This is a genomic window from Glutamicibacter sp. BS14 (genome assembly GCF_056934375.1).
Genome location: NZ_CM167801.1, coordinates 3,662,438 through 3,683,452 on the forward strand (window position 1 = coordinate 3,662,438; position 21,015 = coordinate 3,683,452).

The 21,015-nt window shown below is 62.1% G+C and carries 20 protein-coding genes; 12 read left to right on the plus strand and 8 right to left on the minus strand.

Going from position 1 to position 21,015, the window contains the following annotated elements; genetic code table 11:
• Positions 1–27: 27 nt before the first annotated feature.
• The 3 genes from AC1Z36_RS17205 (at position 28) to AC1Z36_RS17215 (ending at position 1,622) form a co-directional block, all read left to right on the plus strand.
• Positions 28–312, plus strand: coding sequence for a YdeI/OmpD-associated family protein (locus AC1Z36_RS17205; protein ID WP_483561511.1), 285 nt, complete (start codon positions 28–30; stop codon positions 310–312).
• Positions 276–602 (plus strand): YdeI/OmpD-associated family protein, encoded by a 327-nt coding sequence (locus tag AC1Z36_RS17210; RefSeq protein WP_483561512.1) that lies wholly within the window; start codon positions 276–278, stop codon positions 600–602. Before AC1Z36_RS17205 ends, AC1Z36_RS17210 begins: the two co-directional genes overlap by 37 nt.
• Before the next feature lie 276 nt (positions 603–878).
• Complete coding sequence (locus AC1Z36_RS17215) at positions 879–1,622, plus strand: SDR family NAD(P)-dependent oxidoreductase (protein WP_483561513.1); 744 nt, start codon at positions 879–881, stop codon at positions 1,620–1,622.
• 411 nt (positions 1,623–2,033) lie between these two features.
• Here the strand turns inward: AC1Z36_RS17215 and hxlA are convergent, their stop codons facing one another.
• On the minus strand, positions 2,034–2,657 hold the full coding sequence (gene hxlA, locus AC1Z36_RS17220; protein ID WP_483561514.1) for a 3-hexulose-6-phosphate synthase: 624 nt from the start codon (positions 2,655–2,657) through the stop codon (positions 2,034–2,036).
• Positions 2,658–2,714: 57 nt separating this feature from the next.
• Complete coding sequence (gene hxlB, locus AC1Z36_RS17225) at positions 2,715–3,311, minus strand: 6-phospho-3-hexuloisomerase (RefSeq protein ID WP_483561515.1); 597 nt, start codon at positions 3,309–3,311, stop codon at positions 2,715–2,717.
• Positions 3,312–3,472: 161 nt separating this feature from the next.
• Between hxlB and AC1Z36_RS17230 the strand changes: the two genes are divergently transcribed.
• A complete protein-coding gene (locus tag AC1Z36_RS17230; RefSeq protein WP_483561516.1) occupies positions 3,473–4,771 on the plus strand; it encodes a helix-turn-helix transcriptional regulator in 1,299 nt (432 codons plus the stop codon).
• A gap of 205 nt (positions 4,772–4,976) precedes the next feature.
• Positions 4,977–5,546 carry a YdeI/OmpD-associated family protein gene (locus tag AC1Z36_RS17235; protein WP_483561517.1) on the plus strand — a complete coding sequence of 190 codons (570 nt, stop codon included), beginning with the start codon at positions 4,977–4,979 and terminating at the stop codon, positions 5,544–5,546.
• Between the two features lie 43 nt (positions 5,547–5,589).
• On the opposite strand, the gene AC1Z36_RS17240 is transcribed toward AC1Z36_RS17235, so the two are convergent.
• Positions 5,590–5,793: a hypothetical protein gene (locus AC1Z36_RS17240; RefSeq protein ID WP_146112916.1), complete on the minus strand. Its 204-nt coding sequence runs from the start codon at positions 5,791–5,793 to the stop codon at positions 5,590–5,592.
• A 138-nt stretch (positions 5,794–5,931) separates the two neighbouring features.
• On the opposite strand from AC1Z36_RS17240, the gene AC1Z36_RS17245 reads away from it, so the two are divergent.
• Positions 5,932–6,849, plus strand: coding sequence for an NAD(P)-dependent oxidoreductase (locus AC1Z36_RS17245; RefSeq protein ID WP_483561518.1), 918 nt, complete (start codon positions 5,932–5,934; stop codon positions 6,847–6,849).
• On the opposite strand, the gene AC1Z36_RS17250 is transcribed toward AC1Z36_RS17245, so the two are convergent.
• Positions 6,792–7,397 (minus strand): NAD(P)/FAD-dependent oxidoreductase, encoded by a 606-nt coding sequence (locus AC1Z36_RS17250; RefSeq protein ID WP_483561983.1) that lies wholly within the window; start codon positions 7,395–7,397, stop codon positions 6,792–6,794. The genes AC1Z36_RS17245 and AC1Z36_RS17250 overlap by 58 nt on opposite strands.
• A 236-nt stretch (positions 7,398–7,633) precedes the next feature.
• Between AC1Z36_RS17250 and AC1Z36_RS17255 the strand changes: the two genes are divergently transcribed.
• Positions 7,634–9,166 (plus strand): deoxyguanosinetriphosphate triphosphohydrolase family protein, encoded by a 1,533-nt coding sequence (locus AC1Z36_RS17255; protein ID WP_483561519.1) that lies wholly within the window; start codon positions 7,634–7,636, stop codon positions 9,164–9,166.
• Between the two features lie 19 nt (positions 9,167–9,185).
• Here AC1Z36_RS17255 and AC1Z36_RS17260 read toward each other — a convergent pair whose 3' ends face one another.
• The 4 genes from AC1Z36_RS17260 to AC1Z36_RS17275 all read right to left on the minus strand — a co-directional run bounded on the left by AC1Z36_RS17260 (position 9,186) and on the right by AC1Z36_RS17275 (position 14,319).
• Positions 9,186–10,205, minus strand: coding sequence for an RNase H family protein (locus tag AC1Z36_RS17260; RefSeq protein ID WP_483561520.1), 1,020 nt, complete (start codon positions 10,203–10,205; stop codon positions 9,186–9,188).
• 144 nt (positions 10,206–10,349) lie between these two features.
• Positions 10,350–10,523 (minus strand): NADP-dependent isocitrate dehydrogenase, encoded by a 174-nt coding sequence (locus AC1Z36_RS17265; RefSeq protein ID WP_483561521.1) that lies wholly within the window; start codon positions 10,521–10,523, stop codon positions 10,350–10,352.
• Positions 10,524–11,290: 767 nt separating this feature from the next.
• The gene (locus AC1Z36_RS17270; RefSeq protein WP_483561522.1) at positions 11,291–13,513 is read right to left on the minus strand and encodes an NADP-dependent isocitrate dehydrogenase; all 2,223 of its coding nucleotides are present in this window, start codon (positions 13,511–13,513) and stop codon (positions 11,291–11,293) included.
• Positions 13,514–13,725: 212 nt separating this feature from the next.
• Positions 13,726–14,319 (minus strand): TetR/AcrR family transcriptional regulator, encoded by a 594-nt coding sequence (locus tag AC1Z36_RS17275; RefSeq protein ID WP_483561523.1) that lies wholly within the window; start codon positions 14,317–14,319, stop codon positions 13,726–13,728.
• Between the two features lie 147 nt (positions 14,320–14,466).
• On the opposite strand from AC1Z36_RS17275, the gene AC1Z36_RS17280 reads away from it, so the two are divergent.
• From AC1Z36_RS17280 to AC1Z36_RS17300, 5 genes are all read left to right on the plus strand, one after another.
• Complete coding sequence (locus AC1Z36_RS17280; protein ID WP_105657379.1) at positions 14,467–15,927, plus strand: MDR family MFS transporter; 1,461 nt, start codon at positions 14,467–14,469, stop codon at positions 15,925–15,927.
• A gap of 502 nt (positions 15,928–16,429) precedes the next feature.
• Positions 16,430–18,115, plus strand: coding sequence for a formate--tetrahydrofolate ligase (locus AC1Z36_RS17285; protein WP_483561524.1), 1,686 nt, complete (start codon positions 16,430–16,432; stop codon positions 18,113–18,115).
• Between the two features lie 165 nt (positions 18,116–18,280).
• Positions 18,281–18,430 (plus strand): hypothetical protein, encoded by a 150-nt coding sequence (locus AC1Z36_RS17290; RefSeq protein ID WP_181148833.1) that lies wholly within the window; start codon positions 18,281–18,283, stop codon positions 18,428–18,430.
• Between the two features lie 225 nt (positions 18,431–18,655).
• Positions 18,656–19,414, plus strand: a complete 759-nt coding sequence (locus AC1Z36_RS17295; protein ID WP_483561525.1) for a LamB/YcsF family protein — start codon at positions 18,656–18,658, stop codon at positions 19,412–19,414.
• Positions 19,411–21,015: a 5-oxoprolinase subunit B/C family protein gene (locus AC1Z36_RS17300; RefSeq protein ID WP_483561526.1), complete on the plus strand. Its 1,605-nt coding sequence runs from the start codon at positions 19,411–19,413 to the stop codon at positions 21,013–21,015. The genes AC1Z36_RS17295 and AC1Z36_RS17300 overlap by 4 nt, the downstream gene beginning before the upstream one ends.

The window sequence follows — 21,015 nt, forward strand, 5'->3', positions numbered from 1 at the left end:
GATACTCCAGCCAGCACAATAGTTGCCATGGACTTTGACAATCCGCTGATCCTCAAGGATGTTGACGCTTGGCGCGCATGGCTGGATGAAAACGAAGAAACCAGCGATGGCGTGTGGCTGCTTGTGGCTAAGAAGGGCACCACCGAACCGACATCGCTGATAGTTGCCGATGCTCTGCAAGAAGCCTTGTGCAGCGGGTGGATCGATGGCCAGCGGCGCAGCAACGACGAGAAGACGTTCCTGCAGCACTACACTCCACGGCGCAAGGCCTCGGTATGGTCGAGAAAAATTCGCAGTTCGTCGAAGAGCTGATCGCACAGGGCAGGATGCGTCCGCGCGGCCAGGCAGAAATCGACAAGGCCAAGGCCGATGGACGGTGGGACCGCGCCTACCAAGAACAGACGACGGCCCAGGTCCCCGAGGGCCTGCAGCGTGCGCTGGACGCCGAGCCGGCGGGTAAGACGGCTTTTGAGTCATTGAAGTCCCAGCCGCTCTATCACATCCTGCACCAGCTGATGATCGCCAAGACGGAGAATACCAGAGCTGCGCGCATAGCCCGCTTCATCGCCCAGCTGCAAGAGACGAACGCGCAAGATAGTTAACGCAAGGTCCGATTCACACCCGCCCGCGGCGGCACTGCTCTATGTGTCCCCTATCCCCACTGATAAGAAGACCCGTTGCGTTGTGGGTATTGCTCCCCTGGCTGCAGCTAATCGATGGGTCTGCGTCCATCATGCCCCTACCCGCCGGAACCCGAAACGAACCATTGACTTAGGCGACAATTAAATCTAGTGCCTCTTTGTTGGCGGTAGACTCCGATTACGTCGACAGGCGACGGCCAGAGCACAGCGGGGCTATCCCGCCAAAGGGAGAAATTCATGCAGCTTGAAAACAAGGTTGTCATTGTCACCGGTGGCGCATCCGGCATTGGCGGAGCAATCTCGCGAGTCCTGGCCCGCCGCGGAGCCAGGGTCGTGGCAGTGGATCTGAATGCCGAGGCTGGAGCCGCGCTGGCAGAAGAACTCGGCGACTCGGTGATCTTCATCGAAGGCGATGTCAGCAAACAGGAAACCGCAGATGCAGCAGTCTCCACGGCCGTGGAGACTTTCGGTGGCTTGGACGGACTAGTCAACAACGCGCATGCTTCCCGTCAGGCGCCGTTCACCGATCTGGACCAGGCTGCCTGGGATCTGTCCTTCAACACCGGCTTCGTTGCCACCCGCCAGTTCATGCTCGCCGCCTACCCGCACCTGAAGGACAACGGCGGCTCGATTGTGAACTTCGGCTCCGGCTCGGCCATGGTCGGCCAGCCGACCCAGGCCGCCTACGCTTCGGCCAAGGAAGCCATCCGCGGTTTGTCCCGCGTGACCGCCAACGAATGGGCCGGCAACAACATCCGCGTCAACGTGGTCTCGCCCATGGCGCTGACCGACGGCGTCAAGGCCTGGAGCGAGGCCTTCCCTGACCTGTACAAGCAGTCGCTGGCCAAGGTTCCGCTGGGCCGTTTCGGCGATCCGGAAGCCGACGTCGCACCGGTGGTCGCCTTCCTACTCTCGGATGACGCCAAGTACATCACCGGCCAAACTCTCATGGCAGATGGTGGAGCCAACAAACTCTATTAGTCCCCGGAACTCATTCCTGCACTCCAGGGCCGGGACATTGTCCCGGCCTCTGGAGTGCTTTAGCGCCCAATCTCAATGTGCACGATGTCGATTATTGGCTACACTCGGTGGGGTCGCCAATGGTTCTGACCAGCAGAGCCAATGCCTGGAGCCAGGCTTTCCCAGTACTGTTCGAGCAGTCGTTGGCCAAGGTCCTGCTAACTGTAGTTCCCCGGGACATTGTGGACACTAGAGAATGAAGAAGACCTCCGGCAGGATGCTGGTTACCGCATTCACCATCGTGGACGGGGGTCTTCATGTCCCACGGAACTACGGTGCCTGGCCTCGCCACCATGAGCATCGTCGACCCCACACTAGGATCAGCGCATATATTCCGTCAGATCGTATTCACGACCCCACGGGGAACCGTGTCTAGACCAGTGCGGCCTGCAGTTCCTTGGCTGCCTGTGCCGGGTCGTCGGCGGAGTAGATGGCACCCCCGGCCACGGCTACCTGCGCGCCTGACTTCTGGACGTCGGCAATCGTGCTGATGCTGACGCCGCCAGCCACCGAGAACGGCACCTGGGATGCCGTGCCAGCGCTCAGGAGCACGTCCAGGTCGTAGCCCGGCTGCGCCTGCTCGTCCAGCCCAGCATGGAATTCGACAAACTGGACGCCCAACGCAGCAACTTCGCGGGCCCGGGCGGGCTTGTCCGCGATGCCGATCAGATCCACGACGATGCCCTTGCCGCGCTCGGTAGCGGCCTTGACTGCGCCGGCGATCGTGGAATTATCGGCGGCCCCGAGGATGGAGACCAGATCCGCGCCAGCGGCGAAGGCGATATCCGCCTCCAGTTCCCCGGCGTCCATGGTCTTCATATCCGCGAAGACGGTCTTGTCCGGGTGGGCCTGCTTGATGGCGGTGATCACCGACAGCCCCTCGGCCTTGATCAGCGGAGTGCCCAGCTCGATGATGTCCACATATGGGGCGACTTTTCCAGCCAGCTCCAGCGCTTCGGCAGTGCTGAGCAGATCGATGGCAACTTGGATTTTCATGATGTTCCCTTTCAGGGGTTATTGGTGGTGGGTTGATAATGGCGCCAAAACGCCGGTCTACTCCAAATTCGCGTGGCGCTGCCACAGCTGCTGCGCGGTGGCGTCATCCGCGCTCCAGAGCGTGTGGAACACGATTTCGGTGATCAGGAACAGCGCCTGCTCGAACAGGCTGCCGGAGTATTGGCGGGTGATGGACGATCCGTGCTCCGTTTTCCCGGCGGCCGGGACTTCTACGAGAACGTGGGCGGCCGACCCGATGGGGCTGGATGGATCGGTGGTGATGGCCGCGATCCGGGCACCGACCCGCTGGGCGGTGCGGACGCTCTGGACCACGCCCGCGGTGGTTCCGGATCCGGAGGCCACGAGCAGCAGGTCACCCTCGGCGATGGCCGGCGTGGTGGCATCCCCGGCGACGTGCACGGCCAGGCCCAGATGCATCAGGCGCATCGCCGCCATGCGCAAGGCCAGCCCGCTGCGCCCCGCTCCTGCTACGAACACCCTGGGTGCCGTGCGCAGCTGCGCTGCGAGCTCGATGACCTGCTGCGGATTCACGCCCCGCACGGTTGCCTCGATCTCCGAGTGGACCAGGTCCAGGGTGTCCAGCACATCCTGCTGGGATATCGCTTCAGCGAGGGACTCGGCCATGGTGTTCATGCCATTCCTTTCGACAGCGCCTCCCGGTGGACCGGTTCGGCTTTGATGGGCATGAGTCAATCCTCCGGCCAGAAAGGGGTGGCCGCCACGCCATTTACAGGCAGTTTCACCTATCCTTTCGGATAGTGCCTGTTCCCCGGAGCTGCGATACACTCGCCTGCATGAGCATTCTGGATTCCCCCTCCACCCCTGCCCTGCGCAATGCCGAACCGGCGCCGGGGCTGCTCGAATCGATCGCTCTGCTGGCCTCGGCCCCGCTGCCGCAGATCGCCGTCCGCCTGCGTGATGCCATGGCTCCGGAAATCCGCTGCGCGGCGCTGGCGATTTTCACCGAGGAGTGCACCGACAGGCCCAGGAAGCTTGCCGGCGACCAGCGCATCACGGATCTGGTGGGCATCGCGGAACTGGATTCGATCCGAGGCTCCCATCCAGGCGAGAACCGCTGGAGCGGGCATGCCGAAATCGGCGGTGCGGCGCGGGAGATCCTCGCCCTGCGCTACCCGCCCAGCAATGCGCTGCTGGTGCTCATCGAGCCCCGCCCCGCCGGTGGCCAGCCCGAGATGATCGGATACCTGTGGAATCTGGCCGCCAACCGGATCCGCGAGAAGGTGGCCGATGCTCCTCCGTCCTATTTGCGGGAATCGCGCGCGGTCTCGGCAGAGCGTGTCCGGGTTACCGGCGAGCTGGTGGAACAGTACGCGACGAGCCTCGATATCCTGCTGGCGACCTTGCGCTCCACGCAATTGGACGATGCGGCCGCGCGCGTTGCCGCCATCGATCTTGCGGCCAAGACCCTGGTCGGGCTCAAGACCGTGGATGACCGCACCAATAGCATCGTGGAGGAACCGGTTGCTTCGGCTTTCACCCGCTTGCGCGATGACCTGCGCCCGTTGACCACTTTGAGCGGTGTGGACCTGCAATTCGTCGAGCCGCCCAAGAATGGAAGGGCGCTGCCCGGCGAGGTGGCCCATGCCGCCCGGGCCATCGTGCGCGGCCTGGCCCTGGCGATGATGGAGCAGGAGGACATCCAGCGGATCCGGGTGCAGTGGAACTGCGACGGCGAGAATTTGCTGATCAACGTCCGTGACGATGCACGGGGTGGCATTGATCCCTCCGCGGCGGCCTTGGACCGCCTCGTGCGGCGTGTGGAGGCATTGAACGGGCTGATCGAAATCGAGGTCATGGGCGGATGGGGCACGGAGGTCGCGGTGCGGCTCCCGCTGGATGCCCCGCCGTCGGCCGTCGCGGAAATCGCCGAATGGAGCCTGGGTAGCCGGGAATTCGAGGTCCTGCAGCTCCTGGCAGCGGGGCAGCGCAACCGGGCTATTTCGCAGGCGCTGGGGATCAGCGAGAACACGGTGAAATTCCACGTGCGCAATCTCTTCAAGAAGATGGGCGTCACCTCCCGCGCCCAAGCTGTCGCGCTGGCGCACAGCCATGGGGTTGCCAGCTCCACGTAGCCTGCCGGCATTGATGCCCGCCGACAGCTGACCGCGCTCTTCGCCATGATCCGTGGCGTGTCATTTCATGATGTTCCGGAGCAGGAAATTGCTCCACGGTGTCCAGCCACGGCCCGCCGCCCTTCGGGCAAGCAATGGCAGGCATCGTCCCGACGGTGAATCCAAGCTCTAGCAACTATGGGCAACGAGGTGCAGGATAGATTCCATGGATCCACAAGATGCTTTGATTCTTCCTGATGTCACCGCTTGGCGCGCTTGGCTCGACGAGCACGAAGAAACCAGCGATGGCGTTTGGCTGGTAGTGGCAAAGAAGGGAACGACTTCCCCCACCTCGCTCGCTGTCGCACAAGCATTGCCCGAGGCGCTTTGCAGCGGATGGATCGATGCCATCCGCCGCAAGCGCGACGAGACGACCTTCCTCCAGCGCTACACTCCCCGCCGGAAGAACTCTGTCTGGTCCCAGAAGAACACTGAATTCGCCCAGGAATTAATTGATCAAGGACGCATGCGGCCACGAGGCTTCGCGGAAATCCAGAAGGCCAAGGAAGATGGACGGTGGGAGCGTGCCTACCAAGGCCAGGCCACCGCCCAGGTTCCTCCGGATCTGCAAGAAGCGCTGGATCGCTCGGCCGTGGCGGCCACGAATTTTGCGGCCTTGAAATCCCAACCGCGCTATCACATCCTGCATCAGCTGATGATTGCCCGAACGGAGAAAACGAGGACTGCCCGCTTGGCCCGATTCGTTGCAGAACTTGAGCAGGGTCCAGCAGGCTGATCCTTTCTCCGGTACATCACTACGCGGATGGTGCTGCTGAGCGCTAGCTTCTGGAACGGTATATCGCTTCGGCGATCATGGCGCCAGCTTGCAGAATCGCTGCCGCAAGAATGACTAGCGCGGCTGCAGTGCCCCCTCCAAGAATCAGCATGACTACTCCGACAAGGCCCAAGGTCCAGGCAATGAACATTGCTCCTGTAGTCATTCCCAGTCCGGCCTGTCGAGTTTTCTTCACGCTCTGAGTCATATCGCCAGTTTAGACGCAGGGCTGAGCTCTGGGGAAAATGGTTTCGGGAACTGATCATTTTCGCGGGGGCCTTGGTACCGTGGAATTCAACGCCCGGGCAACCCCGGCAAAATCTCATCTCACGATTGGACTCATGGTTTGCGTGTATTAGTTCCGTGGCAGAGCTTGGTCGACAGCATGCAGATTCCCGGGGTCGAAACCGTCTTGTGGAATATCAATGATGGCGAGCCTCCAGCAGCTGATGTGCTCGTTACCGAGCGGCCGCTGGATCCTGCGCATCGCTCGCGAGTCAGCAGAATCCCGGGGCTCAAGCACGTGCATCTGCTATCCCTCGGCTACGAGTGGGTGCTGGAGCATCTCCCCGGCGAAGCAGTCTTGTCGAATTCCCGCGGCGCGGTGGAAGACTCCACCGCTGAGCACTGCCTCGCCCTGGTACTGGCCGCATTGCGCGAGCTCCCTGCGGCCATGGCCTCACAGAAAGAGCAGGAATGGCCTCGCTTGTGGACGTCCTCGCTTTTCGGCTCCAATGTCGTGGTGCTCGGAGTGGGCGGTGTTGGCACGGCCACTATTGAACGGCTCAAAGCTTTCAAACCAGCCAGAATCACCGGAGTCGCCAGTTCCCCGCGAATCCTGGATGATGGCACCAATGTTGTCGCCCTGCGCGATGCAGCTGAGCTCCTGCCTGATGCAGATGTCGTCATCTGCACTCTGCCGCACACACCCCAGACCCAAGGCCTTATAGATACAGGATTCCTCCAGCGCATGCGCGACGGCGCACTGCTGGTGAATGTCGGCCGCGGCCCTATTGTGAACACCGCAGATCTGCTCGACGAGCTGCGCTCGGGACGCCTGCGCGCGGCTTTGGATGTGACCGATCCCGAGCCGTTGCCCACGGGCCATCCCTTGTGGACCGCGCCGAACTGCATCATTACGCCGCATATGGCTGGTGATACCTCGGAATTCATGCGGTTGGTGTCGGATTTGGCGACGCAGCAAGTTCAGCTGCTATCCACCGGTTCGGCACCGCACAACATTGTTCGCCGCAACCTTGGGTAGGCCCTGCTTGCCGCCAAGGAATGCTCGACAATTTCATGAACCTTGTCGACGGTAACCGGAGCCAGGGTAACGCCGAGGGGTCCATGCCCCGCGGCTACTGTCAGGTTCTCGTATTTGCGTTGCCCAATGATCGGCACGCCGCTTGCAGTCATCGGCCGAGCGCCCTGCCAACGGCTAAGTTCCGGCAAATGCCTAAGCTCTGGCAGCAATGCTTCCGCGCCCTGGCGCAGGGCTGAAATATCCGAATCCGCTGGCACTGCATTGCTCATGCCGCCAAAACGCATTCCACCGGTAATTCGCACACGTCCAGGCATTGGACTAATGACCACATGATCTTCCATCCCCATCAAGGCACGGCTAACCAAGCGGTCCTGATCTTCCAGCATCACCGACCAGCCGTATCCAGGCTCAACTGGCACACTGACTCCCAAGGCCTTGCCGGTTTCACGGCTTGAGGCCCCCGTTGCCAAAACCACGTGTCGCGCCGAGACCCTCCCGGAATCAGTGATCAAGGTGTGCAGGTTGGATCCGGTAGCTTCGTGGTCGATGACCTGACCGGCCTAACATCTTCAAGGGCACTGGGATGTCCTGGCAAGATCTGGTGGTTGCTGTCGGCGTTCACGAGCACTTCACCAATTAGGCGACAGCGAACAGGGATCCCGTACCGTTGGGCAGTTGCGCATGCATGCGCAACTGCCACGGCACTGGACGTTCGTCGCCCCGAAACGAAGTTGCACCAATTCGCGTGGCTTCTCTTGCTCGATCGCCTAGGCTAGTTCATACGATGGAAACTAGAGCACAGACACATCAGACCGGCGGCCGCGACCGCGCGATCGCCGAACGGAATCGCACCGGTGAAGATGAGTTCCGCGTAGACATTGAGCGCATCCGCTTCTCCCCGTACTTCTCCCGGCTGTCCTCGGTGACGCAGGTGATTCCCCAGGCGGGTTCAGGCACCTTGGTCCACAACCGGTTGACCCATTCGCTGAAGGTTTCGGCGGTGGCCCGTTCCATCGCCATCGGCCTCCGAAGGCGTGACGAACCTACTAGGCGACTTATCTCCGACTTAGGAGGGTGCGACCCGGTAGTTGTCCAAGCAGCTGCAGCGGCCCACGATCTGGGCCACCCGCCCTTCGGGCATCTGGGAGAGCAGGAACTCGACCGGGTCGCCCGCGATACCTTGGGGCTTCCCGATGGATTCGAAGGCAACGCACAGACCTTCCGGATCCTCACCGCCCTCGATAGCTGCGATGCCACACCGCGCGGCATGAACCTGACCCGCGCGGTTCGCGCGGCTGTGCTCAAATATCCCTGGACGCGCAATGAATGGCGCAGCCAGGCCCCGGTCGCCCCGGAGCTGCTCCCCCGCGGCGTCGGTGCGAATCCGGCTGCTGGCGCCATGAAGTATTCGGCCTACGATATCGAGGCCGTGGAAATGGACGACGTCCTGTCGGTCTTCCCGGGCATCGGAAAATACCAGCAGACGCTGGAAAGCTCGGTTATGGATATCGCAGACGATATCGCCTACGCGGTTCATGACCTCGATGATTTCTATCGAGCTGGCATATTGCAATACACCAGCGTCTCCGCTGAACTGCGGGCGTGGCTGGATCAGTCCGTGCGCTTCCAAGCCCTGAAGGCTCCAGAGCTGGACCAGCGGCAGCCGGGCCACGCGCTGGAAATTACGTGGCGCCATGTCCTGGCGAAGGATCCCTGGATTGCCAATCCAGAGGCATTCCGCGCCTCGGTGCAACGGGTCGGCCATGACCTCGTCGATGGCTTGCTCGCAGTTCCCTACGACGGCGGCCTGCAGGCGGACCGTGCGGTTACCGCCTTCACCCGGCGATGGATTGACCGGTTGCAGGAATCGATCACCGTTGAACGCACGCCTAATGTGCGCAGCGGCCATATCCGCTTGAGCGATGAAGCATGGCATGACGTCGTAGTACTCAAGTTCGTCCATGCCCGCTTCGTCTTGGACCGTTCAGACCTGGCGGTATACCAGCGTGGGCAAACGCGAATTATCCGTTCCCTGGCAGAAGGCTTCAACACCTGGCTCAATGATCCGGAGGATGCAGGGCGCGCACCGCGACGGTTGCTGGACTCGGTGGAAGCTACCACCGAGGAATACCGCCAGCTGCGCGAGAGCACCCCGGAGCTGTTCTCGCAGTCCGGCCCGCAAGAGATCCAACGGCTGGGCCAGGCCCGGGCCATCGTCGATTACATTGCTTCCTTCACCGATGCCCAAGCCGTCTCGTTGAATTCGCTGCTAACCGGCACCTCGGACAATCTCTGGGAAGCCGGCCGCGGACTCTAGCGGCCGGGTGCGGCATGTTTCATGCCGCGAGAGCCTGCTGTGACAGCTCCTCGAGCACGATCTTCATCATCATTGACTGTGTCAGTTGCGGATTGATCCGGGCGCTGAAATGCCGCGACATCAGGATGGCCATCCGGTTGGCCGCTTCGTTGTGCCGATTTCCATCGTGCCCTCGAACCCAGCGGGCTCGGGTGCGCCCGGTCCGAAGTTCAAGACTCTCGCGCAGCTCATGATGCACCTTCACAGTGCGCTGCCGTTCTTGCACAAGATCATTGACCGCTGTCACCAGGGCACGGCTGTCGCTGAAAATGGTCAGGTCCGAATCGAGCGGGGCGTGGGTCAGCGCCAGCAGGGCGCCTGTGGTTTCTGCCAGCAAGGTGTCCTGGACGTAGTGCTTCGGCGAAATCGCGCAGGCCCAATGGCCTTGCGAGGTCACCATCGCTCCAGCGCTGCGGAACTTCCTGTTCCGCGGCACCGAACCGTCTGTATAGGCAATGACTGGAAGGTTCGCCGTGTAGTCCTGTACCAGCGGGGCCAGCGCCTGGCTATTGGCCTCGTTGGCAACGCCCAGATCCAGCCCGAATTGCCACGACGGATTGAGGCAGAAAACGGGATTCATCGATAATTCTGCCATTCCGAGGTCGTCATAGTCCGGGACCAACAGGTCGATCGATGACGGCTGCGAGATTTTGCAGGTACCGGAGAACTCCGCGATAGCCTGCAGGATGGCCTGGTCCAATTCCCCGTTGACAGCAGTACCCGTGAGAGTCAGCAATGGACGGTTCACGAAATCGCACAAGGTCAGTGCAAAATCGAAGTGGAGACCGTGCGTGCTTCGCTGGGCGAGGTGCTTTTCCCCGACAATCCGTTCCGCAAATGGAACGTACTGCTGCTTCTTCCCGTGGGCATCTCGAATGAACGCTGAACGTTCGAGAACGGCGATCAGCCGTGAAGGCTGCGGCTGCCGCTGTACGCCGGCCAATCTCCGCACTCCATCCGGTTCGAGCGCAATGGGCATCTGCGGACGTGGAACTGGCACCAGCATTGAGATTCCTCCTGCCTGTTTTGTAGATGTCAGGCGATCCTATCGACTGTCACCTACGATTTAGCCCCGGGCCCGAATGTTCTGGTGGGGGCACCTGGTGAGGATATCGCGGACTTCGGTTTCCATGGACCCGCCGTATTACCTCGCCTGGTAGCCAGCGCCGGTCTCGAACAGGCCGACGCGAGCCTGCAGCAGATCGCTCGACAGGATCTTGGCCGAGATGGCAAGTTCCACCATCGGGAACAGGTCGGCCAAGTAGTCGCGCGGCGCGAAACATATTGAATAATGGATTCTTTTGCCAAAAGGATTCACTGAGGAATACTCCCCGCAAGTCAAACTCCTGATCCGGCATATCCGTTCAAGCAAGGCATTTATCTGCCGTGTTAAATTCATTGATCGCCACTCATTTTCACGAGTGGCGATCAATGGCATCGGTTCAATGACCGAGGCCTGAAGTTTACCGAGGTCTGAAGCTTAGAGACCCAGGCTGCGGATAAGTTCTACCAAGGCTGCAAGAAGTTCGCTCAACATCAAATTACCTCATTCATTTTCGTCTTATCTATGTTTCGTGTTGGTACGAGTGACTCGTTCCGACACGTATAACACTAACTCGACATAGTTCTGACAAGAGCAAATTTAGAGAATATTAGAAACTTTTTACACGGATGCAATGAACGATTTACATTAGAATTCTTGACTGCCGTACCAGCGACTGCTACTTGCCGTTTGGTAACCAGCTCGCATTGACTCCGACTTGCCCTATGGATACTGGCCTGCCGCCAGAATTCATGCAATCACTCACCGACCTTATTGGCCCGGGCAATTTCCTGATAACGGAATTAACCTGTCCACTGTCAGCGCCAGGGAATTCAGGAATAAACGGCGAAAATCGCAAGAAACCCGGAAAATGATTGTCCAGTTGCTGCCGCGCTAGTGGAACAACCAACGAGGAACTGACGGCCCGGGGCATCTCCACATGCAGTCAATCCCGATGTTCGGCATCCATAGCTTCATCGCGCGTTAAAGCAGCTGACCCCAATCCTCACTGAGGATTGAGGCCAGCTGATTGGCTGCAAGGACTACTTGGTCAGCAGTTCAAGAGCCTTGTTCAGGGTTGCGCTTGGGCGCATGGCCGCTGCGGTCTTGGCTTCGTCTGGGCGGTAGTAGCCACCCAGCTCGACAGCCTTGCCCTGCACCTCGGCAAGCTCGGCAACAATGGCTTCTTCATTCTCGCCCAGTGCCTTGGCAACTGCGGAGAAGGCCTCAGCCAGTTCTGCGTCCTTGTCCTGCTTGGACAGCTCTTCAGCCCAGAACTTGGCCAGGTAGAAGTGGCTGCCGCGGTTATCCAGCTCGCCAACCTTGCGCTTAGGCGACTTGTCTTCCAGCAGGAAGGTGCCAGTTGCAGCGTCGAGGGTATCGGCCAGCACCTGGGCGCGGGCGTTGCCGGTGGTCACTGCCAGGTGCTCGAAAGAAGCACCCAGTGCCATGAACTCGCCCAGCGAATCCCAGCGCAGGTGGTTCTCGTTCACCAGCTGCTGCACGTGCTTCGGAGCCGAACCGCCGGCACCGGTCTCGAACAGGCCGCCGCCAGCCAGCAGCGGAACGATCGAGAGCATCTTGGCCGAAGTGCCCAGTTCCAGGATCGGGAACAGGTCGGTCAGGTAGTCGCGCAGCACGTTGCCGGTCACCGAAATGGTGTCCTCGCCCTTGCGGATGCGGTCGATCGAGTACTGGGTCGCTTCGACCGGGGACAGGATCTCGATGGTCAGGCCCTCGGTGTCGTGCTCCTTGAGGTACTCGTTGACCTTGGCGATCAGCACTGCGTCATGGGCGCGGTTCTCATCGAGCCAGAAGACAGCCGGGGTCTGGGAGGCGCGGGCGCGGTTCACTGCCAGCTTCACCCAGTCGCGGATGGCTATATCCTTGGTCTGGCAGGCGCGCCAGATGTCGCCAGCGAAGACCTGGTGCTCGATGAGCACTGCATCGTTCTCGTCGACGATCTGCACGTGGCCATTGCCAGCGATTTCGAAGGTCTTGTCGTGCGAGCCGTATTCCTCGGCCTTCTGCGCCATCAGGCCGACGTTCGGCACGGTGCCCATGGTGGTCGGGTCGAACGCGCCGTTGGCACGGCAGTCGTCGATGGCCACCTGGTAGATGCCTGCGTAGGAGGAATCCGGGAGCACAGCCAGGGTGTCTGCGGTGTCGCCCTTGGCATCCCACATCTTGCCGCCCAGGCGGATCATGGCCGGCATCGAAGCGTCGACAATCACGTCCGATGGAACGTGCAGGTTGGTGATACCCTTGTCGGAATCGACCATGGCAACTGCCGGGCCCTCTTCCAGGCCCTTGGCGATCAGCTTCTCCACGCCGGCGCGCACCTCGTCGGACAGTTCGTCCAGGCCGCCGAGGATGGCTGCCAGGCCGTTGTTCGGGTTCAGGCCGGCTGCTGCCAGCTCATCGCCGTAGGTTTCAAACAGCTCGGAGAAGTAGGCCTTCACCACGTGGCCGAAGATGATCGGGTCGGAGACCTTCATCATGGTGGCCTTCAGGTGAGCCGAGAACAGCACGCCCTCTTCCTTGGCGCGGGCCACGGAGTTCTTCAGGAACTCGGACAGGGCCGCGGCGTGCATGACGGTGCCGTCGATGACTTCGCCGGCCAGCACGTCGAAAGGCTTCTTCAGGACCTTGACTTCGCCGTCTTCGCCGACGAAGCGGATCGAGATCTTCTTGTCCGCGTCGATGACTATGGACTTCTCGTTGGCAGCAAAGTCGTCAACGCCCATGGTGGCCACGTTGGTCTTCGAATCAGCGGCCCACTCGCCCATGGAGTGCGGGTACTTGCGAGCGTAGTTCTTCACGCTCAGTGGTGCACGGCGGTCCGAGTTGCCCTCGCGCAGGACCGGGTTCACAGCCGAACCCTTGATCTTGTCGTAGCGTGCGCGGACGTCGGTCTCTTCATCCGAGGTCGGGTTATCCGGGTAGTCAGGCAGTGCGTAGCCGGCAGCCTGCAGCTCGGCTATGGCAGCCTTCAGCTGCGGGATCGAAGCCGAGATGTTCGGCAGCTTGATGATGTTTGCATCCGGGGTCTTGGCCAGGTCGCCAAGTTCTGCCAGAGCATCACCGATGCGCTGCTCTTCGGTGACATAATCCGGGAAGGTAGCGATGATGCGACCAGCCAGCGAGATGTCGCGGGTCTCAAGTTCCACACCGGCGGTCGAGGCGAAGGCCTCCACGATTGGCAGGAACGAGTGGGTCGCCAGCATAGGCGCTTCGTCGGTGTGGGTGTAAATAATCTTTGCCATAGGTGTGGCGTCTCCCTGAACGTCGTGCGGAAGCGGTGTTACCGCCCTGAACTCAACGTTCCAAATCTACCTGATTTTGCTCTGCACCACACTTTGCGGCAGCGGGAAATACGCGCGGCAACGCCGTTTATTCACCGAAATGCCGGGCTGGACAGCCTGCAAGCAGTTCGTCACATTTAAGTTAATCAGCGATAACTCAACAGAGTTATTCGCTATTCGGCTCTTCCGCCGGCCAGCGTTTCGAGATTCGCCAGGGCCTCATCGAAGAGCTCAACTGGATCCGCAGGCTCCCCGGCGCGTTCCGCCTGGCCGAAACTCTGCCAGGCCACGCGCCAGAGGGCGGCCAAGGCTTCGCCAATCATCAAGGCGGGCATGGCCGGCACCAGCCCGCGGCGGCGCAGCTCCTGCGCCGTGGCAGCGCAGAAGGCTTGATCTTGCCGGGTGATGGCCAATAGCAGCTTCGGCTCCGTGGCAATCAACCGGGATATGCGGCGGTATTCATTGCCACGGATCTCGGCAACAAGGATCCGGCGGCATTCGTTGGCCAGCAGCCGGAAAATCTGCGCGCTCGTGGATCCGTCAGCAATGGGGCATTCGGTCACGGCCTGGATCAACTCATGCTGCGCCGGCACCATGGCCGCTTCCCTGGATTCGCAGTAGCGGAAGAAAGTCCGCTCGGAAATGCCGGCCCGGGCAGCGATCTGCCCCACCGTCACCGATTCCAGGCCATGGAGTTCCACCAGATCCAGGGTTGCTGCCCGGATGGACTGGATCGTTGCCTCTTTGCGTTCCTCGCGAATCCCCATGGCGCTCTCCGATGCTCCGGACTGCCTGTGCTGCGCAGGCCTCGTCCACCAAAATTGTTTCCTGTCACAGTCTGACAGATTCGCTTACGAAAAAGTGGCAGAGTGTGACAGTATTTAGCGGTTGACACTCCACAGGAAGAAGACTTCGTGACTACAAATCCCCCTAGAACCAGCGCCAAGCCAAGCGCGGCGCCCGCCGGGCAGCTTTCCGCCAAAACCCTGACAGGCATCATCGCCTCGCTGGCCCTGGCCGCTTTCATGATGATCCTGAACGAAACCGTGCTCACGGTGGCGCTGCCCGGCATCATGCAGGACATGGGCATTTCGGCGTCCACCGGCCAGTGGCTCACCACCGGATTCCTGCTGACCCTGTCGGTCGTCATCCCCACCACCGGCTTCCTGCTGCAGCGCTTCGCGCACCGGTCGCTGTTCTTCTTCGCCATTATCAGCTTCATCCTCGGCACCGTCATCGCGGTGCTGGCGCCGAGCTTCGGCTTCTTGCTGCTGGCACGCGTTATCCAGGCCGTCGGCACGGCCATCGTCCTGCCCTTGCTGATGACCACCACCTTGACGCTGGTGCCCGTCCACCAGCGCGGCACCATCATGGGCCTGAACTCGATCGTCATCGGCGTCGGCCCGGCTATCGGGCCTACCGCTTCGGGGGCCATCGTGCACGCCTTGGGCTGGCACTACATCTTCATCCTGATGCTGCCAATCGCCGTGGCGGTCCTGGTACTGGGCGCCGTCTTCTTCAAGATCCCTTCCAGCGCACGCAAGATCAAGGTGGATTCGGCTTCGGTGCTCCTTTCCGCCTTGGCCTTCGGGTTCCTGGTGTACGGCATTTCCAGCATCGAGCATGCCGCGGATAACGCCACGATGACCGTCGCCAGCTTCGCCATCGGCCTGGTGGCCCTGGCACTGTTCATCATTCGCCAGGTCAAGCTGGCCGCCAGCGGCCGCGAACTGCTGAACCTGACCCCGTTTGCCTCGCGCAGCTTCAGCTTCGCGATCGCGATGATCATGATTGCCTTCGGCACCCTGCTCGGTTCGCTGATGATCGTGCCGATCCTGCTGGAATCCGGGCAGGGCATCGACTCGCTGCAGATCGGCATCATGCTGCTTCCCGGCGGGCTGGCCCAGGCCATCGCCTCGCCGATTTTCGGGCGGATCTACGACAAGCGCGGACCGCGCCCGGTGCTGCTCCCCGGCGCCGTGCTCCTGGCCGCCGGGCAGTGGATGTACACCACTGTCACCGCGCAGACCGAATTGTGGATGTTCATGCTCTGCCACATCATCTTCTCCATCGGCTTGGCGCTGCTGATGACCGGTCTGATGTCCTCGGCGATGGCTTCGGTGGATCCGCGCCTGTTCGGCCACGGTTCGGCAATCTTCAATACCGCGCAGCAGCTGGGCGGTGCCATCGGCACCACGGTCTTCGTGACCGTGATGTCGCTGCTGTCAAAGGTCCAGCTGGACGCCGGGTCCGAGCTGGCCGAGGCCTTGTTCTCTGGCGCGCATATCTCGTTCATCGTCGGCGCCGTGCTGGCCACGATCGGGATCGTCTTCGCCTTCATGATCAAGGGCGAGAAGCCGCACGCGAATCACTGAGGCGCCACTTCGGCGTTGCTGGCCCTCAAGGCCTGGATGCCCAGACGCTGACCTCCGGGAAAGCAGCAGGCATCCCAGATAAATATAGTGTTCAGCCCGAGCGGAGGAATTCCTGGTGGAATTCCTCCGCTCGGGCTTCATTTGTCCTTGGAGGCACCCCGGGCTGTCGGCCGCTTCCTTGTCCGTTGGGTTCTGGGCAGTTGCATGGCTATGGCGACCTCATAAGCTCCCCAAACGCGAGGCTGGCCACGAAACCGCCTGGTCCGCGATCTTCAAGCAGCGACCGCGGCTTGGGCACAACTAAATTCTTGAGAAGTTGGCTTTAGGGTGCCGCTACCCCTTGTCCGGCCCTCGGACCCGTGCCGAGAACCGATCCGCGTTCTGCCCATCAAGGCCTTCTCGCCTTGCCTGCAAGGTGATAGCTTGAAGGCCAATCAGGGAAACCAGAAGCCTTGGTCTTCCTCACCCCCGGGTCACCGGGCAGCCAGACAGGGGACACAACATGGCAGCATTGCCGGAAACCGATATGAGCGATCTGGCCATTGCCTCGCGGGCAGTGCTCAGGCCGATCTCCCGGATTGCCGAGGCGGCCGGAATCCCGCACGACGCGCTGGAGCCCTACGGCAAGTACAAGGCCAAAATTGATCCTGCCCTGCTGCCGGCCAACGGAAGCCGGCCCGGAAAAGTCGTCCTGGTCAGCGGCATGTCCCCGACGCCGGCAGGGGAAGGCAAATCCACCATGGTGGTGGGCCTGGGCGACGCGCTGGCTGCCACCGGGACCAAGACCATCATCGCGCTGCGCGAGCCCTCAGTCGGCCCGAGCTTCGGGATGAAGGGCGGAGCCACCGGCGGAGGCCAATCCCAGGTGCTGCCCATGGACGAGATCAATCTGCATTTCACCGGGGATTTCCACGCCATCACCAGCGCGAACAACCTTCTCATGGCCATGCTCGACAACCACCTGCAGCAGGGCAACGAGCTGGGCATCGACCCGCGATCCATCACCTTCAAGCGGGTGCTGGACATGAACGACCGCGCATTGCGCCACGTGGTGATCGGCCTGGGCGGTACCGCCAACGGGGTGCCGCGCGAAACTGGCTTCGAAATCACCGCCGCCTCCGAAGTCATGGCTGTTTTCTGCCTGGCCACCGGGCTGGCGGACCTGCGCGCCCGGTTGGGCAGGATCACCGTCGGATACACCTACGCCAAGGTCCCGGTCACCGCCGATGACCTGGGCGCGGCGGGTGCGATGGCGCTGCTGCTCAAGGAAGCCATCAAGCCCAACCTGGTGCAGAGCATCGGGGGCACTCCCGCGCTCATCCACGGCGGGCCCTTTGCCAACATCGCCCACGGCTGCAACTCGGCCATCGCCACCAACACCGCCCGCGCACTGGCCGACGTGGTGGTGACCGAAGCCGGCTTCGGCACCGATCTGGGCGCCGAGAAATTCATGGACATCAAGGCCCGCTACGCCGGGTGCCCGCCGGACACGGTGGTCATTGTCGCCACCGTCCGCGCACTGAAGATGCATGGTTCGGTGCCCAAGGAGGAGCTGGGGGAAGAAAACGTCGAGGCCGTGCGGGCCGGGCTGCCGAACCTGGAACGCCACGCCTCGATCGTCTCGAAGTTCGGCATCCAGCCAGTGATCGGCATCAACCGCTTCACCACGGATACCGATGCCGAGCTGGAAGCGGTCACCGGCTGGGCAAAACAGCAGGGCATTGCCTGCGCCATCGCCGATGTCTGGGGCCAGGGCGGCTCCGGAGCAGGCGAGCTGGCCGGCATGGTGCTGCGGACCATCGGGGAACCGGGCAATTTTGCCCCGCTGTACGAGCTGCAGCAGCCGGTCGAGGACAAGATCCTGGCCCTGGTGCGCGGCGTCTACGGGGGCGAAGGCGTCGAGTACTCCCCCAAGGCCCGGCGGATGCTCCAGCAGATCCACGACAACGGCTGGTCGCACCTGCCGGTCTGCATCGCCAAAACCCAGTACTCCTTCTCCGATGACCCGCAGCTGCTAGGCGCCGCCAGCGGCTTCACCGTGCAGGTCCGCGAGCTGATCCCCAAGACCGGTGCCGGATTCATCGTGGCCATCACCGGGGCGCTCACCACGATGCCGGGACTTCCGCGGGTGCCAGCGGCCCTGCACATGGATGTCGACGAGCACGGCAACGCCATCGGACTGTCCTAGCGGCCGGGCAAGACCGCGGGGATCGCCAGCGTGCCAGGATTCCACGGCGGGCGAACATGGTAATTCCCTGATCGCACCGCTTTTCGCCACGATTCACAGCTAGGCTATGTGAACCAGCACCCGATAGCTGGCAATCAAGCAAGGCACGGCTGAAGGGAAATAACCATGGGAACCGAAAACCACGACGAAACCACAGGTCCAGCTCAGACTCCGGACCCAGAGGACAAGAACACTACTGTCCCTGATCCGGATGCGGCCCAGAACGCGCCCATTCCGTTCGGGCATGAAGATTCCGACGGCGAAGAAGGCCAGTAGCCGCACCGCCAGTCACAAGACCTGCCCGAGGCCAGGATTCCGCAAGGATTCCTGGCCTCGGGCTTTGCTATTCCACGTGCAAAACGCCTGATCAGAAGAGAGGTGGGAGCACCGCTCCAACAGAATTCCGGGAAACGATACTCAAAAACCCTGCCAAGATTGTTGAACAATTACCGAAAGTGGGGCATTCTTTTACCAAGAGGTTTTCACGAGACGGGGATCACAATGCCATACATAGACCTGAATTCAGACGTAGGCGAGTCGTTCGGCAACTGGACGATGGGCGACGACGCCGCCATCTTCACCTCCGTGTCTTCGGCCAATGTAGCTTGCGGGTTCCACGCTGGAGACCCCAGTACCATCGCCCAGACCTGCCGCGATACGGTCAGCGCCAACGTCACCATCGGAGCCCATGTGGGCTACCGCGACCTGGCCGGTTTCGGCCGCCGCTTCCTGGACTGCTCGGCCACCGAATTGGCCGATGACGTCCTCTACCAGATTGGAGCCCTGCAAGCCCTGGCACGCGCCGCAGGCAGCGAAATCAAGTACGTCAAGCCGCACGGCGCGCTGTACAACACCATCGTGCACCACCAGGCGCATGCCCAGGCCGTCATCGATGCCATCAAGGCCTTCGGCACCGACCTGCCGGTCCTGCTGCCGCCAGGTGCTGTCGCCCTGAAAAAGGCCGAAGCCGCTGGCCTGCGCGGCGTCGCAGAAGCCTTCGCCGACCGCAACTACACCCCCGAGGGCACCCTGGTCTCCCGCCGCGAATCCAACGCCGTATTGCACGACCCCGCGCAGGTCACCGAGAACATGGTCCGCCTGGCCACCGAAGGCACCATTGTTGCCGTGGACGGCAGCACCATCAAGATGGAAGCCGAGAGCATCTGCCTGCACGGCGATACTGCCGGTGCAGTGGCCATGGCCAGCGCCGTGCGCGCAGGACTGGAACATGCCGGCGTGCAGATCCGGAGCTTCGCGTGAGCATCCGCGCCATTCACCGGGCAGGTTCCCATGATCTGCTCATCGACCTGGACTCGCTCGATGCTGTCTTGGCGCTCAACGCCGCCTTGGAAACCTCTCCTCTGTCCGGACAGCGCGACCTCTTGGCCGCCGCGCAAACGGTACTGCTGAAATTCGATTCCGCGCAGAGCGCCGAACGGGCCATGGCAGCACTGCCAGAACTTGAAGTAGCTTCTGCACTCCACGCTGCGGGCAAGCTGGTTGAAGTACCAGTGAACTACGATGGCGAAGACCTCGCCGCCGTGGCCGAGCTGACCGGGCTGAGCACCGAGGCTGTGATCAATGCGCACACCAGCCAGAGGTGGCGTGCAGTATTTGGCGGGTTCGCTCCCGGCTTCGCCTATCTGCTCGGCGAAAACCAGGACTTGAATGTCCCGCGCAGAGACTCCCCGCGCACCAAGGTGCCCGCCGGAGCGGTGGCGCTCGCCGGTGAGTACTCGGCCGTCTATCCGCGCCAATCCCCCGGAGGCTGGCAGCTGATTGGACATACCGATCTGCAAATGTGGGATTTGCAGCGCGAAAATCCTGCATTGATCCGGCCGCAGGATACCGTGCAGTTCGTCCGGGCCACCCGGAAAATATCGGTGAGCCAAGCACCCGCCGCACAAGACGAAGCATCAGTGCAGGCACTTGCCGGTGGCCTGAAAATCATCGACGCCGGCCTGCAGTCCCTGCTCCAGGATGCCGGACGCATCGGCTACGGCAACCTCGGAGTTGGCGTCGCAGGAGCCGCAGACCCGGCCGCCTTCCACCAGGCCAACCGCCTGGTGGGCAACCAACCAGGCCAAGCCGTGATCGAGAACCTCGGCAGCCGCATCACCGTTGAAGCCGAGCAAGACCAAGTGCTGGCGCTCACCGGCGCCGAAGCAGAACTCTGGATCACCCCGGCCGAAGACGACCAGGTCCGCACCCCGCGCCAGGCCGCGGCCAATGCACCGTTCGCGCTGCTGCACGGCGAGCGCCTGGAGGTTGAACCTGCCGGCCGCGGGCTGCGCAGCTACCTTGCGGTGCGCGGCACCATCGAGCAGGAACCGGTCCTCGGCTCGCTGTCCACCGACACCCTCTCCGGCGTCGGTCCCCAGCCTCTGCAAGCCGGTGGCATGCTGCCGGTGAACCGCCCGCAGCTGGGCCACATCGTTGGCAACAGCGAACCGAGCACCCTGCCGGTCCCAGACGATAACGGCGTGTACACGCTGCGCGCCATGCCCGGTCCGCGTGCCGATTGGTTTGGCCTGGCGGGCCTGGACCAGCTCGCCGCCCAGATTTGGGATGTCACCAGCGAATCCAACCGCGTGGGCGTGCGCCTGGGCACCGGCGCGCAACCGCTGCAGCGCGTCCGCTCCGGGGAACTGGCCAGTGAAGGCGTAGCCCGCGGATCCTTGCAGGTGCCGCCCTCCGGCCTGCCGGTGCTGTTCCTCGCAGATCATCCGGTCACCGGCGGCTATCCGGTGATCGCCACCGTCATTGCCGAAGACCTCAGCGCAGCCGCGCAGCTTCCGCCCGGAAGCAGAATTCGATTCGAACTCCATCCCGCTGCCGGCCACGCGGCATCAGACGCCTAA